At 60.8% G+C, this 19,344-nt stretch carries 15 protein-coding genes and 1 riboswitch; of the genes, 11 read left to right on the top strand and 4 right to left on the bottom strand.

Annotated features, from left to right (window positions below):
• Positions 1 to 51 precede the first annotated feature (51 nt).
• The 11 genes from ACL2XG_RS23080 (at position 52) to ACL2XG_RS23030 (ending at position 16,215) form a co-directional block, all read left to right on the top strand.
• Positions 52 to 834: an ABC transporter substrate-binding protein gene (locus tag ACL2XG_RS23080; protein WP_413721144.1), complete on the top strand. Its 783-nt coding sequence runs from the start codon at positions 52 to 54 to the stop codon at positions 832 to 834.
• Between the two features lie 190 nt (positions 835 to 1,024).
• A complete protein-coding gene (locus ACL2XG_RS23075) occupies positions 1,025 to 2,281 on the top strand; it encodes an MdtA/MuxA family multidrug efflux RND transporter periplasmic adaptor subunit (protein ID WP_410014061.1) in 1,257 nt (418 codons plus the stop codon).
• A complete protein-coding gene (locus ACL2XG_RS23070) occupies positions 2,281 to 5,400 on the top strand; it encodes an MdtB/MuxB family multidrug efflux RND transporter permease subunit (protein WP_410014060.1) in 3,120 nt (1,039 codons plus the stop codon). The genes ACL2XG_RS23075 and ACL2XG_RS23070 overlap by 1 nt, the downstream gene beginning before the upstream one ends.
• Positions 5,397 to 8,483 carry a multidrug efflux RND transporter permease subunit MdtC gene (mdtC, locus tag ACL2XG_RS23065; protein ID WP_413721145.1) on the top strand — a complete coding sequence of 1,029 codons (3,087 nt, stop codon included), beginning with the start codon at positions 5,397 to 5,399 and terminating at the stop codon, positions 8,481 to 8,483. The genes ACL2XG_RS23070 and mdtC overlap by 4 nt, the downstream gene beginning before the upstream one ends.
• Before the next feature lie 7 nt (positions 8,484 to 8,490).
• The gene (gene mdtD / locus ACL2XG_RS23060; protein ID WP_413721146.1) at positions 8,491 to 9,945 is read left to right on the top strand and encodes a multidrug transporter subunit MdtD; all 1,455 of its coding nucleotides are present in this window, start codon (positions 8,491 to 8,493) and stop codon (positions 9,943 to 9,945) included.
• 11 nt (positions 9,946 to 9,956) lie between these two features.
• Complete coding sequence (gene baeS / locus ACL2XG_RS23055) at positions 9,957 to 11,342, top strand: two-component system sensor histidine kinase BaeS (RefSeq protein ID WP_413721147.1); 1,386 nt, start codon at positions 9,957 to 9,959, stop codon at positions 11,340 to 11,342.
• Positions 11,339 to 12,049 (top strand): two-component system response regulator BaeR, encoded by a 711-nt coding sequence (baeR, locus tag ACL2XG_RS23050; protein WP_410014056.1) that lies wholly within the window; start codon positions 11,339 to 11,341, stop codon positions 12,047 to 12,049. The genes baeS and baeR overlap by 4 nt, the downstream gene beginning before the upstream one ends.
• Positions 12,050 to 12,134: 85 nt before the next feature.
• Positions 12,135 to 12,473, top strand: a complete 339-nt coding sequence (locus ACL2XG_RS23045; protein WP_410014055.1) for a YegP family protein — start codon at positions 12,135 to 12,137, stop codon at positions 12,471 to 12,473.
• A gap of 155 nt (positions 12,474 to 12,628) precedes the next feature.
• Positions 12,629 to 14,017 carry a tRNA 5-hydroxyuridine modification protein YegQ gene (gene yegQ / locus ACL2XG_RS23040; RefSeq protein ID WP_413721148.1) on the top strand — a complete coding sequence of 463 codons (1,389 nt, stop codon included), beginning with the start codon at positions 12,629 to 12,631 and terminating at the stop codon, positions 14,015 to 14,017.
• Between the two features lie 252 nt (positions 14,018 to 14,269).
• Complete coding sequence (gene yegS / locus ACL2XG_RS23035) at positions 14,270 to 15,169, top strand: lipid kinase YegS (RefSeq protein ID WP_410016752.1); 900 nt, start codon at positions 14,270 to 14,272, stop codon at positions 15,167 to 15,169.
• Between the two features lie 131 nt (positions 15,170 to 15,300).
• Entirely contained in the window at positions 15,301 to 16,215 is a 915-nt protein-coding gene (locus ACL2XG_RS23030) for a hypothetical protein (RefSeq protein WP_413721149.1), read from the top strand.
• On the opposite strand, the gene thiD is transcribed toward ACL2XG_RS23030, so the two are convergent.
• The 4 genes from thiD to ACL2XG_RS23010 form a co-directional block, all read right to left on the bottom strand.
• The gene (gene thiD / locus ACL2XG_RS23025) at positions 16,162 to 16,965 is read right to left on the bottom strand and encodes a bifunctional hydroxymethylpyrimidine kinase/phosphomethylpyrimidine kinase (RefSeq protein ID WP_410014052.1); all 804 of its coding nucleotides are present in this window, start codon (positions 16,963 to 16,965) and stop codon (positions 16,162 to 16,164) included. The two genes, ACL2XG_RS23030 and thiD, sit on opposite strands and share 54 nt — an antisense overlap.
• Complete coding sequence (gene thiM / locus ACL2XG_RS23020; RefSeq protein WP_413721150.1) at positions 16,962 to 17,756, bottom strand: hydroxyethylthiazole kinase; 795 nt, start codon at positions 17,754 to 17,756, stop codon at positions 16,962 to 16,964. Before thiM ends, thiD begins: the two co-directional genes overlap by 4 nt.
• Positions 17,757 to 17,795: 39 nt before the next feature.
• Positions 17,796 to 17,896, bottom strand: a riboswitch (TPP riboswitch).
• A 120-nt stretch (positions 17,897 to 18,016) separates the two neighbouring features.
• The gene (locus tag ACL2XG_RS23015; RefSeq protein WP_413721151.1) at positions 18,017 to 18,238 is read right to left on the bottom strand and encodes a hypothetical protein; all 222 of its coding nucleotides are present in this window, start codon (positions 18,236 to 18,238) and stop codon (positions 18,017 to 18,019) included.
• 303 nt (positions 18,239 to 18,541) lie between these two features.
• Complete coding sequence (locus tag ACL2XG_RS23010; RefSeq protein ID WP_410014049.1) at positions 18,542 to 19,273, bottom strand: helix-turn-helix transcriptional regulator; 732 nt, start codon at positions 19,271 to 19,273, stop codon at positions 18,542 to 18,544.
• Between the last annotated feature and the right edge of the window lie 71 nt (positions 19,274 to 19,344).

The raw sequence follows: 19,344 nt of genomic DNA, 5'->3' as shown, positions 1-19,344 counted from the left end.
GATGGCCGTATTTTTTTGACGTTCACACACTACCTATGACGGGACACGACAATGAAAAAAATAGCGACACTGTTGATATTGGCCTGCGGCATGGCCGCGCTGCCGGCCATGGCGGCCGAGGGCAAAATCCGTTTTGGCCTGGAAGCGCTTTACCCGCCGTTTGAATCCAAATCGCCGAGCGGTGAATTGCAGGGGTTCGATATCGATTTGGGCAACGCCGTGTGCCAGGCCGCCGGCGTCAAATGCGAATGGCTGGATACCTCATTCGATGGTTTAATCCCGGCGCTGCAGGGACGCAAATTCGACGCCATCAACTCGGCGATGAATGTCACCGAGAAGCGCCGCCAGGCCATCGATTTCACCCAGGTGATCTATCGGGTGCCCACCAAACTTATCGCCCGCGCCGACGCGGGGCTGCAGCCGACCCCGGACGCGCTGAAAGGTAAAAGCATCGGCGTGCTGCAAGGCTCCATCCAGGAATCCTACGCCAACGCCCACTGGGCCGGCCAGGGCGTGAACGTGGTGGCCTACCAGGATCAAAACCAGATCTATATGGATTTGACCTCCGGCCGCCTCGATGGCACGCTGGTGCTGGCGCCGGCCGGGCAGTCCGGTTTCCTGTCCCAGCCCCAGGGCAAGGGTTTTGCGTTTAGCGGACCCGCGGTCAGCGATGACGCCATCCTCGGCAGCGGCATCGCCTTCGGCATTCGCAAAGGCGACGACGCCCTGAAAAAACAGCTGGACGACGCCATCGCCAAGGTGAAGGCCCAGGGAACCATCGGCACCCTGGCGAAAAAATATTTCGGCGATATCGACGTGTCCGCCCCCGACTGATGCGTCCGCAGGCCCCGGAAAGCACTTTTCGGGGCAATATTCATACCAGAACGACAAACCCTGACAATACCTCCACACTTCCTCCATTTTTACCCGCGTTTTTTTGGCTAAACTGGGTATATCATTCTTATTTTATGCGGGAACGTGCGATTCTGATGCCTTGTCCGCATGATTACAGGTATAGCGATACATGAAGGGTAAACGCAATGGACGCTTATTGCTCCTGATAACGACACTGCTGATCCTCCTTATCGGCGCGTTTTTCATATGGCGGCATGTCCGGGAACAGCCCGCCGCCGAACCCACCGCCGCCGCCCGGCCGGGCGCGGCCCGCCCCGAGACCGGGCGGCGTGGCGGCCGCGCCGGGCGCCACGCGCAAACGCTGTCGCCGGTGCAGGCGGCCACCGCGCAGTCCCGATCGGTGCCGCGGTTTCTCACGGGCCTGGGCACGGTGACCGCCGCCGGCACCGTCACCGTAAGGAGCCGGGTGGACGGCCAGCTGATGGCGCTGCATTTCGCCGAGGGCCAATGGGTCAAGGCGGGGACGTTATTGGCGCAAATCGATCCGCGGCCGTTTGAGGTGGCGCTGCTGCAGGCCAAGGGGCAGTTGGCGAAGGACCAGGCGACGCTCGCCAACGCCCGGCAGGATATGGCGCGCTACCAGCAGTTGGTCAAAACCAGCCTGGTCTCCCGTCAGCAGCTCGACACCCAGCAATCATTGGTGCGCGAGGCCGAGGGCACTTTGCTGGTGGACCAGGCGGCGGTGGCCAGCGCCGAGCTGCAACTGGCCTACAGCCGCATTACCGCGCCGATGGACGGCCGGGTCGGCCTGCGCCAGGTGGATGTGGGTAATTTTATCACCAGCGGCGATACCACGGGCATCGTGGTGCTGACCCAGACGCGGCCGATCGATGTGCTCTTTACGCTGCCGGAAAGCGATATTCCAAGCGTTATCGCCGCGCAGAAAACCGGCAACGCGCCCCTGATTGAAGTATGGGATCGCACCAATAAAACCAAGCTGACCGAGGGCGCGCTGCTCAGCCTGGACAATCAAATCGACGCCACCACCGGCACGGTAAGGCTTAAGGGCCGCTTTGCCAATGCCGACGACAGCCTGTTTCCCAATCAGTTCGTCAATATCCGCATGAAGGTCGACACCTTGCAAAACGCGGTGGTGATCCCCCCCGCCGCGGTACAGATGAGCAACGACGGCCATTTTGTCTGGGTCCTGAACGATGACGACCAGGTGAGCCAGCACCGGGTCACCACCGGCATGGAAGACAGCCAGCAGGTGGTGATCACCGCCGGCCTGCAGGCGGGGCAGCGGGTGGTTACCGACGGTCTTGACCGGCTGACCGAAGGGGTCAAGGTCGAGGTTATCGCCCCCGCCAGCACGCAGCCCGCCGCAGGCCCCCGCGCCCCCGCGCGCCGCGGGGAAAAATCCTGATGGAGTTGCTGCCGTCCAGCCATAGCGGCGGCCCCTCGCGCCTGTTTATCCTGCGGCCGGTCGCCACGACGCTGCTGATGATCGCCATCCTGCTGGCCGGTATCCTCGGCTACCGGACGCTGCCGGTGTCGGCGCTGCCCGAGGTGGATTATCCCACGATCCAGGTGGTGACGCTGTATCCCGGCGCCAGCCCGGACGTGGTCACCTCCGCCATCACCGCGCCGCTGGAGCGGCAGTTCGGCCAGATGTCGGGATTAAAGCAAATGGCGTCGCAAAGCTCGGGCGGCGCGTCGGTGGTTACGCTGCAGTTCCAGCTGTCGCTGCCGCTTGACGTGGCGGAACAGGAAGTGCAGGCGGCCATCAATAACGCCACCAACCTGCTGCCGGACGATCTGCCCAATCCGCCGGTATACAGCAAGGTCAATCCCGCCGATCCGCCCATTATGACGCTTGCGGTCACGTCGACATCCATGTCGATGATCCAGGTGGAAGATATGGTGGAAACACGGGTGGCGCAGAAAATTTCCCAGGTCAGCGGCGTGGGGCTGGTCTCGATTTCCGGCGGCCAGCGCCCGGCGGTGCGGGTCAAGCTTAACGCCCCCGCCCTGGCGGCCTACGGCCTTGACAGTGAAAGCGTGCGCACCGCCATCGACGCCGCCAACGTCAATTCCGCCAAGGGCAGCCTGGATGGCCCGCAGCGTTCGGTAACCCTGTCGGCCAACGATCAGATGAAATCCGCCGAGGATTACCGCCGGCTAATCGTCACCTGGCAAAACGGCGCGCCGGTGCGGCTGCGCGATGTGGCGACCATTGAACAGGGCGCCGAGAACAACCGCCTGGGCGCCTGGGCCAACCGTCAGCCGGCCATTGTCATGAATATCCAGCGCCAGCCCGGCGCCAATGTCATTACCACCGCCGACAGCATCCGCGCCCTGTTGCCGTCGTTGACCGCCAGCCTGCCGAAATCGGTCACCGTCTCGCTGCTGGCCGACCGTACCGACAATATCCGCGCCTCGGTCAGCGATGTGCAGTTTGAACTGTTGCTGTCCATTGCGCTGGTGGTGATGGTGATTTACCTGTTCCTGCGCAATGCCGCCGCCACCATTATCCCCGCCGTGGCCGTGCCGCTGTCGCTGGTGGGCACCTTCGGGGTGATGTATCTGCTCGGATTTTCCGTCAATAACCTGACCCTGATGGCGCTGACCATCGCCACCGGTTTTGTGGTGGACGACGCCATCGTGGTGATCGAGAACATCTCCCGTTATATCGAACAGGGGGAAAAACCCCTGGCGGCGGCGCTGAAGGGCGCCGGCGAGATAGGCTTTACCATTATTTCCCTCACCGTGTCGTTGATCGCGGTGTTAATCCCGCTGCTGTTCATGGGCGATATCGTCGGGCGGCTGTTCCGGGAATTTGCGGTGACCCTGGCGATAGCCATCCTGATTTCGGCGGTGGTGTCCCTGACCCTGACGCCGATGATGTGCGCGCGCATGCTGAGCTACGAATCCCTGCGCCGGCAGAACCGCTTTACCCGCGCCAGCGAAAGGCTGTTCGAACAACTGGTGGCCGGCTACGGCCGCTGGCTGCGCAAAGTGCTGTTTCATCCCTGGCTGACGCTGTCGGTGGCGATTGCCATGCTGGCGCTGACCATTGTCCTGTATCTGGTTATCCCGAAAGGATTTTTCCCCACCCAGGACAACAGCGTGATCCAGGGCACGGTGCAGGCGGCGCAAAGCGTGTCGTTCAGCAATATGGCCCAGCGCCAGCAGGAGGTGCTGTCGGTCGTCATGCGCGATCCGGCGGTACAAAGCGTATCCTCGCTGATTGGCGTGGACGGCGCCAACGCCACGCTGAACAGCGGACGGCTGCAGATCAACCTCAAGCCGCTGGATAAGCGCCAGGACAGGATCGGCGTGGTGATCGAACGCCTACAGCGGGCCACCGCCGGCCTGACCGGCATCCAGCTTTACCTGCAGCCGGTGCAGGACCTGACCATCGATACCCAGCTCAGCCATACCCAGTATCAGTTTACCCTGCAGTCCTTGTCCCTGACCGATTTGGGTAAATGGATACCGCCGCTGCTCACCCGGTTGCAAAGCCTGCCTCAGCTGCGGGATGTCAGCAGCGATTTGCAAGATCGCGGCCTGGAAGCCTATATCAAGGTGGACCGGGACAGCGCCAGCCGCCTGGGCGTCAGCATGGCCGATGTGGCGAACGCGCTGTATAACGCCTTTGGCCAGCGCTTGGTTTCCACCATCTATACCCAGGCCAACCAATACCGCGTGGTGCTGGAGCAGGATACCGACACCCTTTCCGGGCTCGCGGCGCTCGACGATATCCGCATCAGGGGCGCCGACGGCAATATGGTGCCGCTAAGCGCCATCAGCAGCGTACAGCAGCGCCTGGGCGCCTTGTCCATCAACCATCTCGAGCAATTCCCCGCCGCCACCGTCTCGTTCAATCTCGCCCCCGGGTATTCGCTGGGCCAAGCGGTGCAGGCCATTACCCGGGCGGAACAGGATCTGGATGTGCCCGACTCCGTGGCCACCCGGTTCCAGGGCAGTACGCTGGCGTTCCAATCGGCGCTGGAGAGCACCGTATGGCTTATCGTGGCGGCCATCGTGGCGGTGTATATCGTGCTGGGCGTGCTGTATGAAAGCTTTATCCATCCGGTCACCATCCTGTCCACCCTGCCCACCGCCGGAGTGGGCGCGCTGCTGGCGCTGATCCTGTCCGGCCACGAGCTGGACGTGATAGCCATAATCGGCATTATCCTGCTGATCGGCATCGTCAAGAAAAACGCCATCATGATGATCGACTTTGCCCTGGCCGCCGAACGGGAAAAAGGCATGACGCCCTATGACGCCATTTTCCAGGCGTGCCTGCTGCGCTTTCGCCCGATCCTGATGACCACCCTTGCCGCGCTGTTCGGCGCCCTGCCGCTGATGTTCAGCACCGGGGTCGGGGCGGAGTTGCGCCGGCCGCTGGGAATTTGCATGGTGGGCGGGCTGGTGGTGAGCCAGGTGCTGACATTGTTCACCACCCCGGTGATCTATCTGCTGTTCGACCGCCTGTCGCGCCGCGGCCGGGCCGTTGTCGATAAGCCGGAAACGACATGAAATTCTTCGCCCTGTTTATCTACCGCCCGGTGGCCACGCTGCTGCTGACGCTGGCGATTGCCCTGTGCGGGGTGATAGGCTTTCGCCTGCTGCCGGTGGCGCCGCTGCCGCAGGTGGATTTTCCGGTGCTGCTGGTCACGGCGTCCCTGCCCGGCGCCTCCCCCGAGACCATGGCCTCGTCGGTGGCCACGCCGCTTGAGCGGGCGCTGGGCCATGTGGCCGGCGTCAACGAGATGACGTCCACCAGCGCCCTGGGCACCACGCGCATTATCCTGCAGTTTGATTTTGACCGCGATATCAACGGCGCCGCGCGCGATGTCCAGGCGGCGCTGAACGCGGCGCAAAGCCTGCTGCCCAGCGGCATGCCCAACCGGCCGCAGTACCGCAAGGTGAATCCGTCCGACGCGCCGATCGTGATCCTGACCCTGACCTCGGACACCTACAGCCAGGGCCAGCTTTACGATATCGCGTCCACCCAGCTGGCGCAGAATATTTCCCAGATGGACGGCGTCGGCAATGTCACGGTCGGCGGCGGCTCGCTGCCGGCGGTGCGGGTCGAGCTCAATCCCCAGGCGTTGTTCAACCAGGGCGTGTCGCTTGACGAAGTGCGCGAGGCCATCAGCCAGGCGAACGTGCGCCGCCCGCAGGGGGCGCTGGAGGACAACCAGTCCCGCTGGCAAATCCGCACCAACGACGCCCTGTCTACTGCGCGGGAATACCAGCCGCTGATTGTGCACTACCAAAACGGCGGCGTGGTGCGGCTGCAGGACGTGGCCGACGTGCGCGATGCGGTACAGGATGTGCGCAACGCCGGCATGGTCAACAGCAAGCCGGCCATTTTGATCGTGATTTTCCGCTCCCCCGACGCCAATATCATTTCCACGGTGCAAAGCATCCGGGCGGCCATCCCCGCCCTGCGCGCCTCGATACCGGCCGGCATCGAGATGAACGTGGCGCAGGATCGCTCGCCGACTATCCGCGCCTCCCTCGACGAAGTGGAACAGTCGCTGGTGATTGCGGTGGCGCTGGTGATCCTGGTGGTACTGCTGTTCCTGCGCTCCTGGCGCGCGACGCTGATTCCGGCGCTGGCCGTGCCGGTGTCGCTGATCGGCACCTTCGCCGCCATGTACCTGTGCGGGTTCAGCCTGAATAATATCTCGCTGATGGCGCTGACCATCGCCACCGGTTTCGTGGTGGATGACGCCATCGTGGTGGTGGAGAATATCGCCCGTCACGTGGAATCCGGTATGAATCCCCTGGCGGCGTCCCTGCTGGGGGTGCGTGAAGTGGGTTTTACCGTACTGTCGATGAGCCTGTCCCTGGTGGCGGTATTTATTCCGCTGCTGCTGATGAGCGGCCTGCCGGGCCGGCTGTTCCGCGAGTTCGCCGTGACGCTGTCGGTGGCTATCATGATTTCCCTGGTGGTGTCGCTGACGCTCACGCCCATGCTTTGCGCCCGCCTGCTGGGCAGGGATACCGCGCGCGCCGCTAAAAAAACCGATCGGTTTACCGCCCTGCTGCTGCGGCTGCAGGGCGGCTACGCCCGTTCGCTGCGCTGGGTGCTTAATCATGCCGGCTGGGTGCTGGTGCTGTTTTTGGCCACCCTGGCGCTGAATGTATGGCTGTATATCGCCATACCCAAAACCCTGATGCCGGAGCAGGATACCGGGCGGATACAAGGGTTTATCCAGGCCGATCAGAGTATTTCCTTCCAGGCGATGCGCGGCAAGCTGCAGGACTTTATGAAAATCGTGGCGGCCGATCCGGCGGTGGACAATGTCACCGGGTATACCGGCGGCTCGCGCACCAATGCCGGCTCGATGTACATCTCCCTGAAGCCGTTATCCGAACGCCGGGAAAACTCGCAGGAAATTATCGCCCGCCTGCGCGCCAAGCTTGCCCGGGAGCCGGGCGCCGATCTGTATTTGTCGGCGGTGCAGGATATCCGTGTCGGCGGGCGGGAGTCCAACGCCGCCTACCAGTACACGCTGCTGGCGGACGATCTGGCGGATCTGCGCGCCTGGGAACCCAAGGTGCGCCTGGCGCTGGCGGCGCTGCCCGAACTGGCCGATGTGAACTCCGACCAGCAGGATAAAGGGGCGGAGCTGGGATTGATCTATAATCGCGACGTGCTGTCCAGCCTGGGTCTGGCGGTCTCGGACGTCAATAATCTGCTTAACAATGCGTTCGGCCAGCGCCAGATATCCACCATCTACCAGCCCCTGAATCAATATAAAGTGGTGATGGAAGTGGCGCCGGCCTATACCCAGGACCCCAGCGCGCTGGACCACATGTTTTTGATCAACAGCGCCGGCCAGCCGATCCCGCTGTCGGCATTTGCCCAATGGCAACCGGCCAACGCCCCGCTGTCGGTTAACCACCAGGGACTGTCCGCTGCCTCGACCATCTCCTTTAACCTGCCGGAAGGCGTGGCGCTGTCCACCGCCTCCGGCGCCATCGAACGCGCCATGACGGAATTGGGCGTGCCCGCCAGCGTGCGCGGCACCTTCGCCGGCACGGCCAAGGTCTTCCAGCAGACCCAGCAATCCCAACTGTGGCTTATCATCGCCGCCATCGCCACGGTGTATATCGTGCTGGGGATCCTCTATGAAAGCTATGTTCATCCGCTGACCATCCTGTCCACCCTGCCCTCGGCGGGCATCGGCGCGCTGCTGGCCCTGGAGGCGTTCAGCGCCCCGTTCAGCCTGATTGCCATGATAGGCATCCTGCTGCTGATAGGCATCGTCAAAAAGAACGCCATTATGATGGTGGACTTCGCCCTGACCGCCCAGCGGCAAAGCGGCATCAGCGCGGCGGATGCCATTTTTCAGGCCTGCCAGCTGCGCTTTAGGCCCATTCTCATGACCACCCTGGCCGCGCTGTTCGGCGCGCTGCCGCTGGTGATCGGCAGCGGCGACGGCGCCGAGCTGCGCCAGCCCCTGGGCATTACCATCGTCGGCGGGCTGGTGGTCAGCCAGCTGATGACCCTGTACACCACGCCGGTGATTTATCTGTTTTTTGATAAATTGCGTCTGAAAGGGCGTCCGTCCCGCGCCGGCATCGTTATCCCCGAGCAAGAGTAACCGCGATATGCAATGGCATCCCTTTCATCATAACACCGCCCCCGCCGACCCCCGGCCCTCCGCTTCTGTGCACTGGCAGCTGTGGACGGTGGCCTTTGGCTTTTTTATGCAAACGCTGGACACCACCATCGTCAATACCGCCTTGCCCTCGATGGCCCATAGCCTGAAGGAAAACCCGCTGCATATGCATTCGGTTATCGTCTCCTATGTGCTGACGGTGGCGGTGATGCTGCCGGCCAGCGGCTGGCTGGCGGACCGGTTCGGGGTGAAAAAGGTTTTTTTCAGCGCCATCGTGCTGTTTACCCTGGGTTCCCTGCTGTGCGCGCGGGCCGGGTCGCTGCAGGAACTGGTGCTGTCACGGGTGGTGCAGGGCATCGGCGGCGCGATGATGGTGCCGGTGGGCCGCCTGACGGTGATGAAAATCGTGCCGCGTTCGCAGTATATGGCGGCGATGGCGTTTGTCACCATGCCGGGGCAGATCGGGCCGCTGATCGGTCCCGCCCTGGGCGGCTTCCTGGTGCAATACGCCAGCTGGCACTGGATCTTCCTGATTAACCTGCCGGTGGGGATTGTCGGCGCCCTGATCACCTGGCTGCTGATGCCGAACTACAAAATGGAAACCCGCGGCTTTGATATCGGCGGATTTTTCCTGCTGGCGGTGGGCATGGCCACCATGACCCTGGGGCTGGAAGGCCATAAAGGGCTGAATATCCCCCCGGCGTATATCGTCGGCCTGATGCTGACCGGCCTGCTGGCGCTGTTTGGCTACTGGCTGCACGCCAGGCGCAATGAAAACGCGTTGTTCAACCTGCGGCTGTTTGAAACGCCCACCTTCGCCATCGGCCTGCTCGGCAGCCTGCTGGGCCGCATCGGCAGCGGCATGCTGCCGTTTATGACGCCGCTGTTTTTACAGCTCGGCATGGGCTACACCCCTTTTCACGCCGGGCTGATGATGATCCCGATGGTGATAGGCAGCATGGGCACCAAACGCATTATCGTGCAGTTGGTCAACCGCGCCGGTTATCGGAACGTCCTGACCGGCGCCACGCTCGGGCTGGCGGCGGTGAGCCTGGTGTTTCCGCTGGTGGCGCTGGCGGGCTGGACTTACGCCATCCCGGTGGTACTGTTTTTCCAGGGCGTGGTTAACGCCATGCGTTTCACCTCGATGAACACCCTGACGCTCAAGGATCTGCCCGATCCGCTGGCCAGCGGCGGCAACAGCCTGTTGTCGATGGTGATGCAGCTGTCCATGAGCCTGGGCGTGACCACGGTGGGCATCCTGCTGGGCTTGTTTGCCGGCGGCCAGGCGCCGCTGGCGACAGGCGATATCCACGGCGTGTTTATCGCCACCTATTTATGCATGGCGGTGGTGATTGCCCTGCCGGCGCTGGTATTTATGCGCGTACCGCCGGACACCTCGCCCAATGGGCTATTGTCCCAAAGCGACCCGAAGGGCCAATAAGGCGTAAGAAGATGAAATTCGGCATTACCGCAAAGCTGTTCCTCGCCATTTTCGCCACCTGCATGCTGGTGGTGATTACCATGCACTGGGGCGTGCGCGTCAGCTTTGAGCGCGGTTTTATCGATTATATTAAACGCAGCAATAACCAGCGCATCGAGCTGTTAAGCACCGCGCTGGCCGAACAGTACCAGCTGCACGGCGACTGGCGTTTCCTGCGCAATAACGATCGTTTTGTCTATCAGCTGCTGCGTTCCTTTGAACAAAACCTGGACGAGGGCAAGAACCTGCCGCCCCACGGCCTGCGCACCCAGATCTGGGTGGTGGACGCGCAGCGGCAAAAGCTGGTCGGGCCGGGCGGCCCCCTGCCGGATGAAGGCCCGCGCCGTGCGATCAACGTGAACGGCACCCTGGTCGGCTGGGTGATGTCGACGCCGGTCGAGCGCCTGACACGCGATGCGGATATCAGTTTCGACGCCCAGCAGCGGCGCACCAGCTGGCTGATTGTCGCGCTGGCGGGACTGCTGGCGGCGGCGGTTACCTGGCTGACCGCGCGCGGCCTGCTGGCGCCGGTCAAACGGCTGGTGAGCGGGACCCATCAGTTGGCCGCCGGCAACTTTTCAACCCGGGTGGAGACCGGCACCCAGGATGAGCTGGGGCGGCTGGCCAATGACTTTAACCAGCTGGCCATGTCGCTGGAAAAAAACGACGCCATGCGCCGCGCGTTTATGGCCGATATTTCCCACGAGCTGCGCACGCCGCTGTCGATACTGCGCGGCGAGCTGGAAGCGCTGCAGGACGGGGTGCGCCAGCCCACCGGCGAATCCCTCGCGTCCCTGCAGGCGGAGGTCGCCATCCTGACCAAGCTCGTGGATGATTTGCATCAGCTTTCCCTCTCCGACTCAGGCGCGCTGGCCTATCGCAAGGACCGGGTGGACGCCATCCATATCCTGGCTATCGCCGCGGCCTCGTTTCGGGAACGTTTTGTGCTCAAAGGGCTGGACCTGACCCTGGCGCTGCCCGATAAGGCATGGATATTCGGCGATGCGGATCGCCTGACGCAGCTGTTCCTCAACCTGCTGGAAAACAGTTTGCGCTATACCGACGCGCCGGGCAGCGTGGCCGTCGAGGGATGGATACGGGAAGACAGCCTGACGCTGCGCTGGCGGGACAGCACGCCCGGGGTCGAGGATGACCAGCTTACGCAGATTTTTGAACGGTTCTACCGTACCGAGGGCTCACGCAATCGCGCCAGCGGCGGCTCGGGGCTCGGGCTGCCTATTTGCCAGAATATCGTCGAGGCGCACGGGGGACGCATATCGGCCGCGCATTCGGCTTCTGGCGGCCTGCAAATCACGGTACAATTACCCCTCGATCAACGGGCACCCAGGACTCTATGAGCGAACTCGACAGCGCGCCGCTAACCATCCTTATCGTCGAGGATGAGCCCAAGCTTGGGCAATTACTGGTGGATTACCTCCAGGCGGCGGATTATCGCACCCATTGGCTGACGCGGGGCGACGAAGTGGCCGACTATCTGCTGAAGACGCCGGCCGCGCTGGTGCTGCTGGATTTGATGCTGCCGGGCCGCGACGGCTTGTCGGTGTGCCGCGATATCCGGCGCTTTTCCGATGTGCCGATTATCATGATGACCGCCAAGACCGATGAGATCGACCGCCTGCTGGGCCTTGAAATCGGCGCGGATGATTATATCTGCAAACCTTACAGCCCGCGGGAAGTGGTGGCCCGGGTCAAGGCCATCATGCGCCGCTGCTATCGTCCGCAGGCCTGCGCGCCGCAGCCCAGTCCGTTAAAAATCGACGAGAACAGGTTCAAGGCCAGCTACCGCGATCTGGCGCTGGATTTAACCCCGGCGGAATTCCGCCTGCTGAAAATACTGGCCGGCGCGCCCGGCCAGGTCTTCTCGCGCGAAGCCCTGCTAAACCAGCTGTATGACGATTACCGCGTGGTGACCGACCGCACCATAGACAGCCATATCAAGAATTTACGCCGCAAGCTGGAAGCACTGGCCGACGATGTGGTGTTTATCCGCGCCGTCTACGGCATGGGCTATCGCTGGGAAGCCGAGCCCGGAGATTTAATTTAACCGATTCAGCCACGGTGACAGCCGCGATCGTCTCCTATACTTCATTTAGCGCGAAGGCGCCGTGCAACGTTGAGGAGGAGCCGACATGGCAACCGTACATTATGAGCTGGAAAAAGTGAAGAACGGGCATTTCATATTTAAATTAAAGGGTAATAACGACGAAATCATTTTATCCAGCGCCACCTTTTGCAGCAAGGCGTCAGCGGAAAATGCCATTCGTTTCGCCCGTTACAATGCCCCCGACGAGAATAACTACGAGCTGAAAAGCAGCCGGGACCGGCATGCGTATTTTATTCTGCGGGGCGGCAATTATCAAATCCTCGGCCAAAGCGGTCCTTACAATTCCGAAACCGCCGCCCGACGAGGCATCAAAGCCGCGATGGAATGCGCCGCCACGAAAGAGATCATGGATTTGACGGCCTGATCCGTTCCGCCGGGGGCGCATCCGGTGTCCCCGTTGCGATGAATTAACCCTGCCTGTTATCGGTTTTTGCTGATCTTTTCCCCGCCAGGGGCTAAAATCCCGTGCTGCACTGCCCCCGCAGGGGCAGCCTGACTTGACATCAGACGAGATTTATCATGTTTACTCCGGAATTACTCTCACCCGCCGGTTCGTTAAAAAATATGCGTTACGCTTTTGCCTACGGCGCCGACGCGGTCTATGCCGGCCAGCCGCGCTATAGCCTGCGGGTACGCAATAACGAATTCAATCACGAAAACCTGTCCGCGGGCATTCAGGAAGCCCATAGCCTGGGTAAGAAATTCTATGTGGTGGTGAATATCGCCCCGCACAACGCCAAGCTGAAAACCTTTATCCGCGATCTCACGCCGGTGGTCGAGATGGGTCCCGACGCGCTGATCATGTCCGATCCCGGCCTGATTATGCTGGTGCGCCAGGCGTTTCCGGCCATACCCATCCATCTGTCGGTCCAGGCCAACGCGGTAAACTGGGCAACGGTAAAATTCTGGCAGCAGGCCGGACTGACCCGGGTGATCCTTTCCCGGGAACTGTCGCTGGAGGAGATTGCGGAAATCCGGGCGCAGGTACCGGAAATCGAGCTGGAAGTGTTTGTCCACGGCGCCCTGTGCATGGCCTATTCCGGCCGCTGCCTGCTGTCGGGATACCTCAATAAGCGCGACCCCAACCAGGGCGCCTGCACCAATGCCTGTCGCTGGGAATATAACGTGCAGGAGGGCAAGGAAGACGAGGTAGGCAATATCGTTCATCAGCATGAGCCGATCGCCGTTACCCAGGTTGAGCCGACGCTCGGCATTGGCGCGCCGACCGGCAAGGTGTTCATGCTGGAAGAGGCCCAGCGCCCCGGCGAATATATGAGCGCGTTCGAGGATGAACACGGCACCTATATCATGAATTCAAAGGATCTGCGCGCCGTCGCGCACGTGGAACGCCTGACGGCGATGGGCGTGCATTCCCTGAAAATAGAAGGCCGCACCAAATCTTTTTATTATTGCGCGCGCACCGCCCAGGTCTATCGCCGGGCGATTGACGACGCCGTAGCCGGCAAGCCGTTTGACGTCTCCCTGCTCAAAACGCTTGAGGGCCTGGCGCACCGGGGTTATACCGAAGGCTTCCTGCGCCGCCATGTCCATGAGGATCAGCAGAATTACGATTACGGTTATTCTGTTTCAGACCGCCAGCAGTTCGTCGGCGAATTTACCGGCGCCCGGCGCGACGGGCTGGCCGAAGTGGACGTGAAAAACAAATTCTCCCGCGGCGACAGCGTGGAACTGATGACCCCACAAGGCAATATCAGCTTTACCCTGGAACGCATCGTCACCGGCAAAGGCGCCGACGCCGACGTGGCGCCGGGCAACGGCCATAGGGTCTACCTGCCGATCCCGGAGGCTATCGACGTGCGCTTCGCCATATTGTTGCGAAACCTGCCGGGCACCACCACGCGTAATCCGCACGGCAGCATCGCGGCGGCGGACAGCACCGCGGGCTGATCGTTCAACGAAATTCAGCATTGGTCATCCGGAAATTAGAATTGGGTCACAATACGTACCGGGGGCAAAGCGTATAATGCGCTTGCTGAATCAAAATGCAAAACAATGACCCAGCCTCACCAGGAACCACCTCTTTCGCCAGCTCATCCTCCCTTGAGCTGGCTTTTTATTTGGCGAAAAGCCCCTTCATGACGCATTATCATTTCTGTATGAAAACCCCTACTTCAAGGAAAGGCATTGATGCAATCAGCCATGGCAACCACTCCCGCCTCACTGCTTATCGTGAACGGCAAAAGCGCGGGTAACGAAGAGCTCAGACTGGCGGTGGAGCAGCAACGCGAAGCCGGTTTTCCGCTGCACGTGCGCGTTACCTGGGAGCATGGAGACGCGCAGCGCTACGTCGAGGAAGCCGTTCGCCTGCGGGTGGACACGGTCATCGCCGGCGGCGGCGACGGCACCATTAACGAAATCGCCAGCGCCCTGGCGCTGCTGCCGGCGGCGCGCCGCCCTTGCCTGGGTATCCTGCCGCTGGGCACCGCCAACGATTTTGCCCTCAGCTGCGCCATTCCCCAGGAGCTGGATAAAGCGCTGATGCTGGCCATTAACGGCAAGGCGGTGGATATCGACATCGCCCAGGTTAATCACGATCGTTATTTCATCAATATGGCCACCGGCGGCTTCGGCACCCGCATCACCGCCGAGACGCCGGCCAAGCTGAAATCCGCCCTGGGCGGCGCGTCCTATTTTATCCATGGCCTGCTGCGCATGGATACCCTGAAAGCCGACAGCTGCGCAATCCGCGGCCCGGGCTTTAACTGGGCGGGCGAGGCGCTGGTTATCGGTATCGGCAACGGCCGCCAGGCCGGCGGCGGGCAGGCGCTTTGCCCGGACGCGCTGATCAACGACGGCCTGCTGCAGCTGCGCGTTTTCGCCTCGGAGGCGCTGCTGCCGATCCTCCTCAACAGCCTGACCAGCGATGAGCAAAACCCCCATGTCATCGCCGCTTCTCTGCCCTGGCTTGAAATCGAGGCGCCGCATGAGGTCACCTTCAACCTCGACGGTGAGCCGCTGAAGGGAAAAAAATTCCTGATTACCATCTTGCCGGCGGCGCTGGCATGCCGTCTGCCGCCCCTTTGTCCGCTGCTGGCCTAGGGGAACCGGCCATGTCGCCGCCAGTGATTTGATCTTACGCACATTTTCGACAGTCCGGGACGACACGCGCAAGAATTTGTATAACAACTTAGGGTAATCTATAGGCTATGTAGCTGTTTCAGGAAGTTATCATGCAAGCATTTTCACCCGCCCTGCCCGCGCCGCAAACGCTTTACTACAGCGCCGGGGAAGCCCATCCCCTGGAGACGCTGACGGAAAAAAGCCTGTGCGACATGGTCGAGGATATGAAAGTCACCCAGAGTGACAAAGAACATTATATTACCGGCTGGATGGGGCCCCACAGCGTGGTGGTTATCCATAACTACCGCGAAAAGCGCGGCACCTCCAACGGTTTTGTGTTGACCAAAGAGAACCAGTACCGGCTCAGCGTGCAATCCATTGAGTTCCGCATCCCGAAATTAATCCTTTGGCTGTCGCTGCGCCGCAATCCGCGCACCATGACGCTGATTACCTACAATACGCTGGGCGATATGGTCAGCCCGCTGATGCAGTTTCGCAATATGACCGATAAGCCTGTCAAGCGCATGCTGGAGCAGGACTGGCAGGCGCTTAACGACTATATCGGCATGGCCTGCTGGCAGTTGGAAAACGGCAATCCGCTGTGGCATCAGTTGCTGCAGACGTTAACGCCCGACACGCTATCAGGCTTGATCAACGCGCCGGTGTTCAGCGAAAAACGACTGCAAAAAGACGGCGAGTACGAAGGTTTCTGGGCCGGGAATGTCTTTATCGGCCGCTGTCTCGGCCCTTATCCGGCGCTGCAATTATTATGGCGCGATGAAGACAACCAGATGCAGCCGGGGTATATCTATACGGCGGTACCGGAATACCGGGGCGGCACTCCCCTGCCGTCATTGCGCATCCGCCCGCACCGCGGCGAGAACAGTTATTTGCTCAACGCCTTCGACGCCCGACATCTGCACGACGCCCGCTCGCTGCTTAACTTTGCCCAGGGCATTCTCACCGGAATGTCACCACCACTGGTGGAAATGATGGACCGGCCCGATCCCCTGCCCGACCTGTAGATCATCCGCATGCAGCAGCGCCTGCTGCAGCCAGGCTTTGGCCGCCGCGAGCGTTTGCGCCCAGTCGTCATGCAGCGGACGCAGGGCCGCCAGCGCGGCGGAGAGCGTGCAACCGGTGCCATGGGTATGCCGGGTGTTCACCCTGACGGCGTCGAAACGCCGTTCGTCCGTGGCGGTGATAAGCCAGTCGGGACTGGAGTCGCCATGCAGGTGGCCGCCCTTCATCACCACCGCCTGGCAGCCGTAGGCCAGGAGTTCCCGGCCCTGCCGGCGCATTTCCTCCTCGCTGGCGGCGGCGCGGCAGCCCAGCAGCGCCGCCGCTTCCGGCAAATTAGGGGTGATGATGGACGCCAGCGGCAATAAGACATCCCGCACGGCGCTCACGGCATCCGGCGACAGCAGGAAATCGCCGCTTTTCGCCACCATCACGGTATCGAGCACCACATAGGGTATGGGATATTGCCGCAGTTTTGCCGCCACCGTCCGCACGATGTCCGCCTGCCCGAGCATGCCGATTTTAGCGCTGTCGATACGCAGGTCACCGAGCACGGAATCCAGCTGGGCGGCGACGAATTCAGCGCTGATAGGATAGATGGACTGCACGCCGCGGGTATTTTGCGCCACCAGCGCGGTGATGACCGTGGCGCCATAGGCGCCAAGCGCCGAGAAGGTTTTTAAATCAGCCTGGATACCGGCGCCGCCGCTGGGATCGGTGCCGGCGATACTGAGCAGGTTATGGCAGCGCTTCATGGTATATCCTCCTCCTGCAGGCCGTACAGCCGGTCGAGGAAGCCGACGGCAAAGCTGCCCGGACCCGCCGCGTCCCGGGCGGTTAACCGCCCGGCCAGCGCCATGATCCTGCAGGCGGCGGCCAGATGCTGCAACCGATCGCCCGGCAGGGCGCAAAACGCCGCCGCCACGGCCGATAAGGCGCAGCCAGTACCGGTGACGCGCGTCATCATGGCGTCGCCGTCGGTCACGGACCAGACCCGATCGCCGTCGGTGATAAAGTCCACCCGGCCGGTAACCGCGACCAGGGTGCCATAGTCCGCGGCCAGCCGGCGGGCAAAAGGCAGGGCGAGGCGGGAGTCGTCGGCGCTGTCCACGCCGCGGCCCAGGGCCGGCTGCCCGGCCAGCGCCAGGATTTCCGAGGCATTGGCGCGAATGGCGGCGGGTTTTAACGGCAATACGCCCCGGGCGAATTCAGTACGGAAGGTTAATGCGCCCACGGCCACCGGATCCAGCACCCATGGCGTGCCGGCCTGATTGGCCGACGTAATGGCGGCCATCATCGCCTCGGCCCGCGGCGCGGTCAGCGTGCCGATATTCACCAGCAGCGCATCGGCCATGGCGGCGAACTGAACCGCCTCACAGGGTTCGATCACCATGGCCGGGGCGGCGCCGACGGCCAGGAGCGCATTGGCGGTAAACGCCTGTACCACGTCATTGGTCATACAATGGACTAATGGCTTGCGCTGGCGCAGCAGGGTAAGGGAAGACGCGGCGGCTAAGCCGGGCAGTTCGGCAGGTTCGGTAATCATAGCGCTCCCAGCCGGCGCTGAGGAAGACGGACCCGGCGGGACAACAGGCCGTGACTTCCCTACGCTGGCATTATCCAGATCAGGTCATACGGGTAAAATCTCAGTCCGGCGCACAGCGGCGGACACCCCGAGTCAAGTGGCATGATTATCCGGCGGGCGGGAGAAAAGATCAATGGTGAGTTTGCCGGCGGAGCCTGGTCCCTCCGCCGGCGTCGATCTCATAAACACAATTATCAGCAGACTTAATAATAAGGCGATGATCAGGGCCGCTGGGGACTGACCAACATCCGGCCGTAACAAGCGTCCCCGCAGAATTGCGCACCCGTGGCGCCGGTGGACGTCAACCACCACTGCGCACTCTCCCCGGCCCCCTCCAGGCGGGCAAATCCCGCCTCGGCCAGCGCGCTCAACCGCCCGGCCAGCCAGAGATCGTCTTTTATCGGCGGGGAAAAGCGCCAACGGGGCTCAGCATGACAAAACATTGGCTTATTATTCATGAGATCGATTAAAATTATTTTATGGAGATGCTCAGAGGAATATGCCGTTAATGAAAACAAAGCTAATAAATTAAAAAGACAGAATCTAATCATGCCTACCTTCAACAGCCAGAAGAATCACCGGGCAATGATAGCATCAAATTTCTCGCGGCAACGCCTGCATCTTAAACACTATATAAATGATTGCAAATATATTGGCAACGCTGTCCATTTTAAGCCGACAGCATAATAAAACTCCCACAGATGGACAGGGTTGTGATCACGTTGCGCGAAATGATAAATGGATAGTTAACCAAATAATTTAAGTTCCGTGGCCCGGCTGATGGCATGTTTTGCATTCGTAACGCCTAGCTTATCAATAATATTTCTGATATGAAATTTTACCGTTCCCTCGCGTATTGCCAGGATGGTCGCGACCTCGCCATAGGTTTTTCCGACACTGGCCCAGAATAATACTTCTTTTTCCCGGGGAGACAGCGCCTGGACGTGTGATCTCTCGCCATGGGACGTGGCGTTGGGCAACGTATTTTGCATAAAGTTCAATACCTTATCATGAGTGCTAATCAGCAGCATCTGCAGTCTTTCTTTGTTTTGCTCAATAAAATGATAAAAGTCCTCCTTTCCCTGGCGGTTGCTGATGCTTAATGTAGCCAGGTTGTTATCGCAATCATGCAACGTAAAAGTGTAGCCGCTGTCAAGCCGGTAATATTTTGACAGCCTGAAAAAGCTATGCTCTTGTATTATCGACGGATTATCAGGCCAAAAAAAAGGGGTGAATTTCCGGCAGGCGATGAGCATCACCGGGTCGATTTTTTGATAACCGTAACTGCGGTATTGATTCAGCCAGCCGCTGGGGTAGTCGGATATTATATAGGCTGGGAAGTTATCGCTTTTATTCATCATAAAGTAGGCAAAACAGAACGCGTTGGCGTTCTTGAATATCTGCTGAAGATAAAGTTTGATTTCTATTTTCATCGTTTGGATAAAGAAATCTTGATTATTCTCTAAGGGTTTTTCCATAAAATATGCCTGCCATATTAACTAACACTCATCATTTATTATCCATAAGGGGTAATAAAGAGCAGTTTCAA

It is taken from the genome of Sodalis sp. RH24, assembly GCF_047324145.1.
Lineage (GTDB): Bacteria > Pseudomonadota > Gammaproteobacteria > Enterobacterales > Enterobacteriaceae > Acerihabitans.
This window is presented reverse-complemented; position numbering and strand designations above follow the sequence as displayed.

Coding starts and splice junctions, on each gene's coding strand:
- ACL2XG_RS23080 (WP_413721144.1), top strand. CDS start 52: ATGAAAAAAATAGCGACACTGTTGATATTGGCCTGCGGCATGGCCGCG.
- ACL2XG_RS23075 (WP_410014061.1), top strand. CDS start 1,025: ATGAAGGGTAAACGCAATGGACGCTTATTGCTCCTGATAACGACACTG.
- ACL2XG_RS23070 (WP_410014060.1), top strand. CDS start 2,281: ATGGAGTTGCTGCCGTCCAGCCATAGCGGCGGCCCCTCGCGCCTGTTT.
- mdtC (WP_413721145.1), top strand. CDS start 5,397: ATGAAATTCTTCGCCCTGTTTATCTACCGCCCGGTGGCCACGCTGCTG.
- mdtD (WP_413721146.1), top strand. CDS start 8,491: ATGCAATGGCATCCCTTTCATCATAACACCGCCCCCGCCGACCCCCGG.
- baeS (WP_413721147.1), top strand. CDS start 9,957: ATGAAATTCGGCATTACCGCAAAGCTGTTCCTCGCCATTTTCGCCACC.
- baeR (WP_410014056.1), top strand. CDS start 11,339: ATGAGCGAACTCGACAGCGCGCCGCTAACCATCCTTATCGTCGAGGAT.
- ACL2XG_RS23045 (WP_410014055.1), top strand. CDS start 12,135: ATGGCAACCGTACATTATGAGCTGGAAAAAGTGAAGAACGGGCATTTC.
- yegQ (WP_413721148.1), top strand. CDS start 12,629: ATGTTTACTCCGGAATTACTCTCACCCGCCGGTTCGTTAAAAAATATG.
- yegS (WP_410016752.1), top strand. CDS start 14,270: ATGGCAACCACTCCCGCCTCACTGCTTATCGTGAACGGCAAAAGCGCG.
- ACL2XG_RS23030 (WP_413721149.1), top strand. CDS start 15,301: ATGCAAGCATTTTCACCCGCCCTGCCCGCGCCGCAAACGCTTTACTAC.
- thiD (WP_410014052.1), bottom strand. CDS start 16,965: ATGAAGCGCTGCCATAACCTGCTCAGTATCGCCGGCACCGATCCCAGC.
- thiM (WP_413721150.1), bottom strand. CDS start 17,756: ATGATTACCGAACCTGCCGAACTGCCCGGCTTAGCCGCCGCGTCTTCC.
- ACL2XG_RS23015 (WP_413721151.1), bottom strand. CDS start 18,238: ATGTTTTGTCATGCTGAGCCCCGTTGGCGCTTTTCCCCGCCGATAAAA.
- ACL2XG_RS23010 (WP_410014049.1), bottom strand. CDS start 19,273: ATGGAAAAACCCTTAGAGAATAATCAAGATTTCTTTATCCAAACGATG.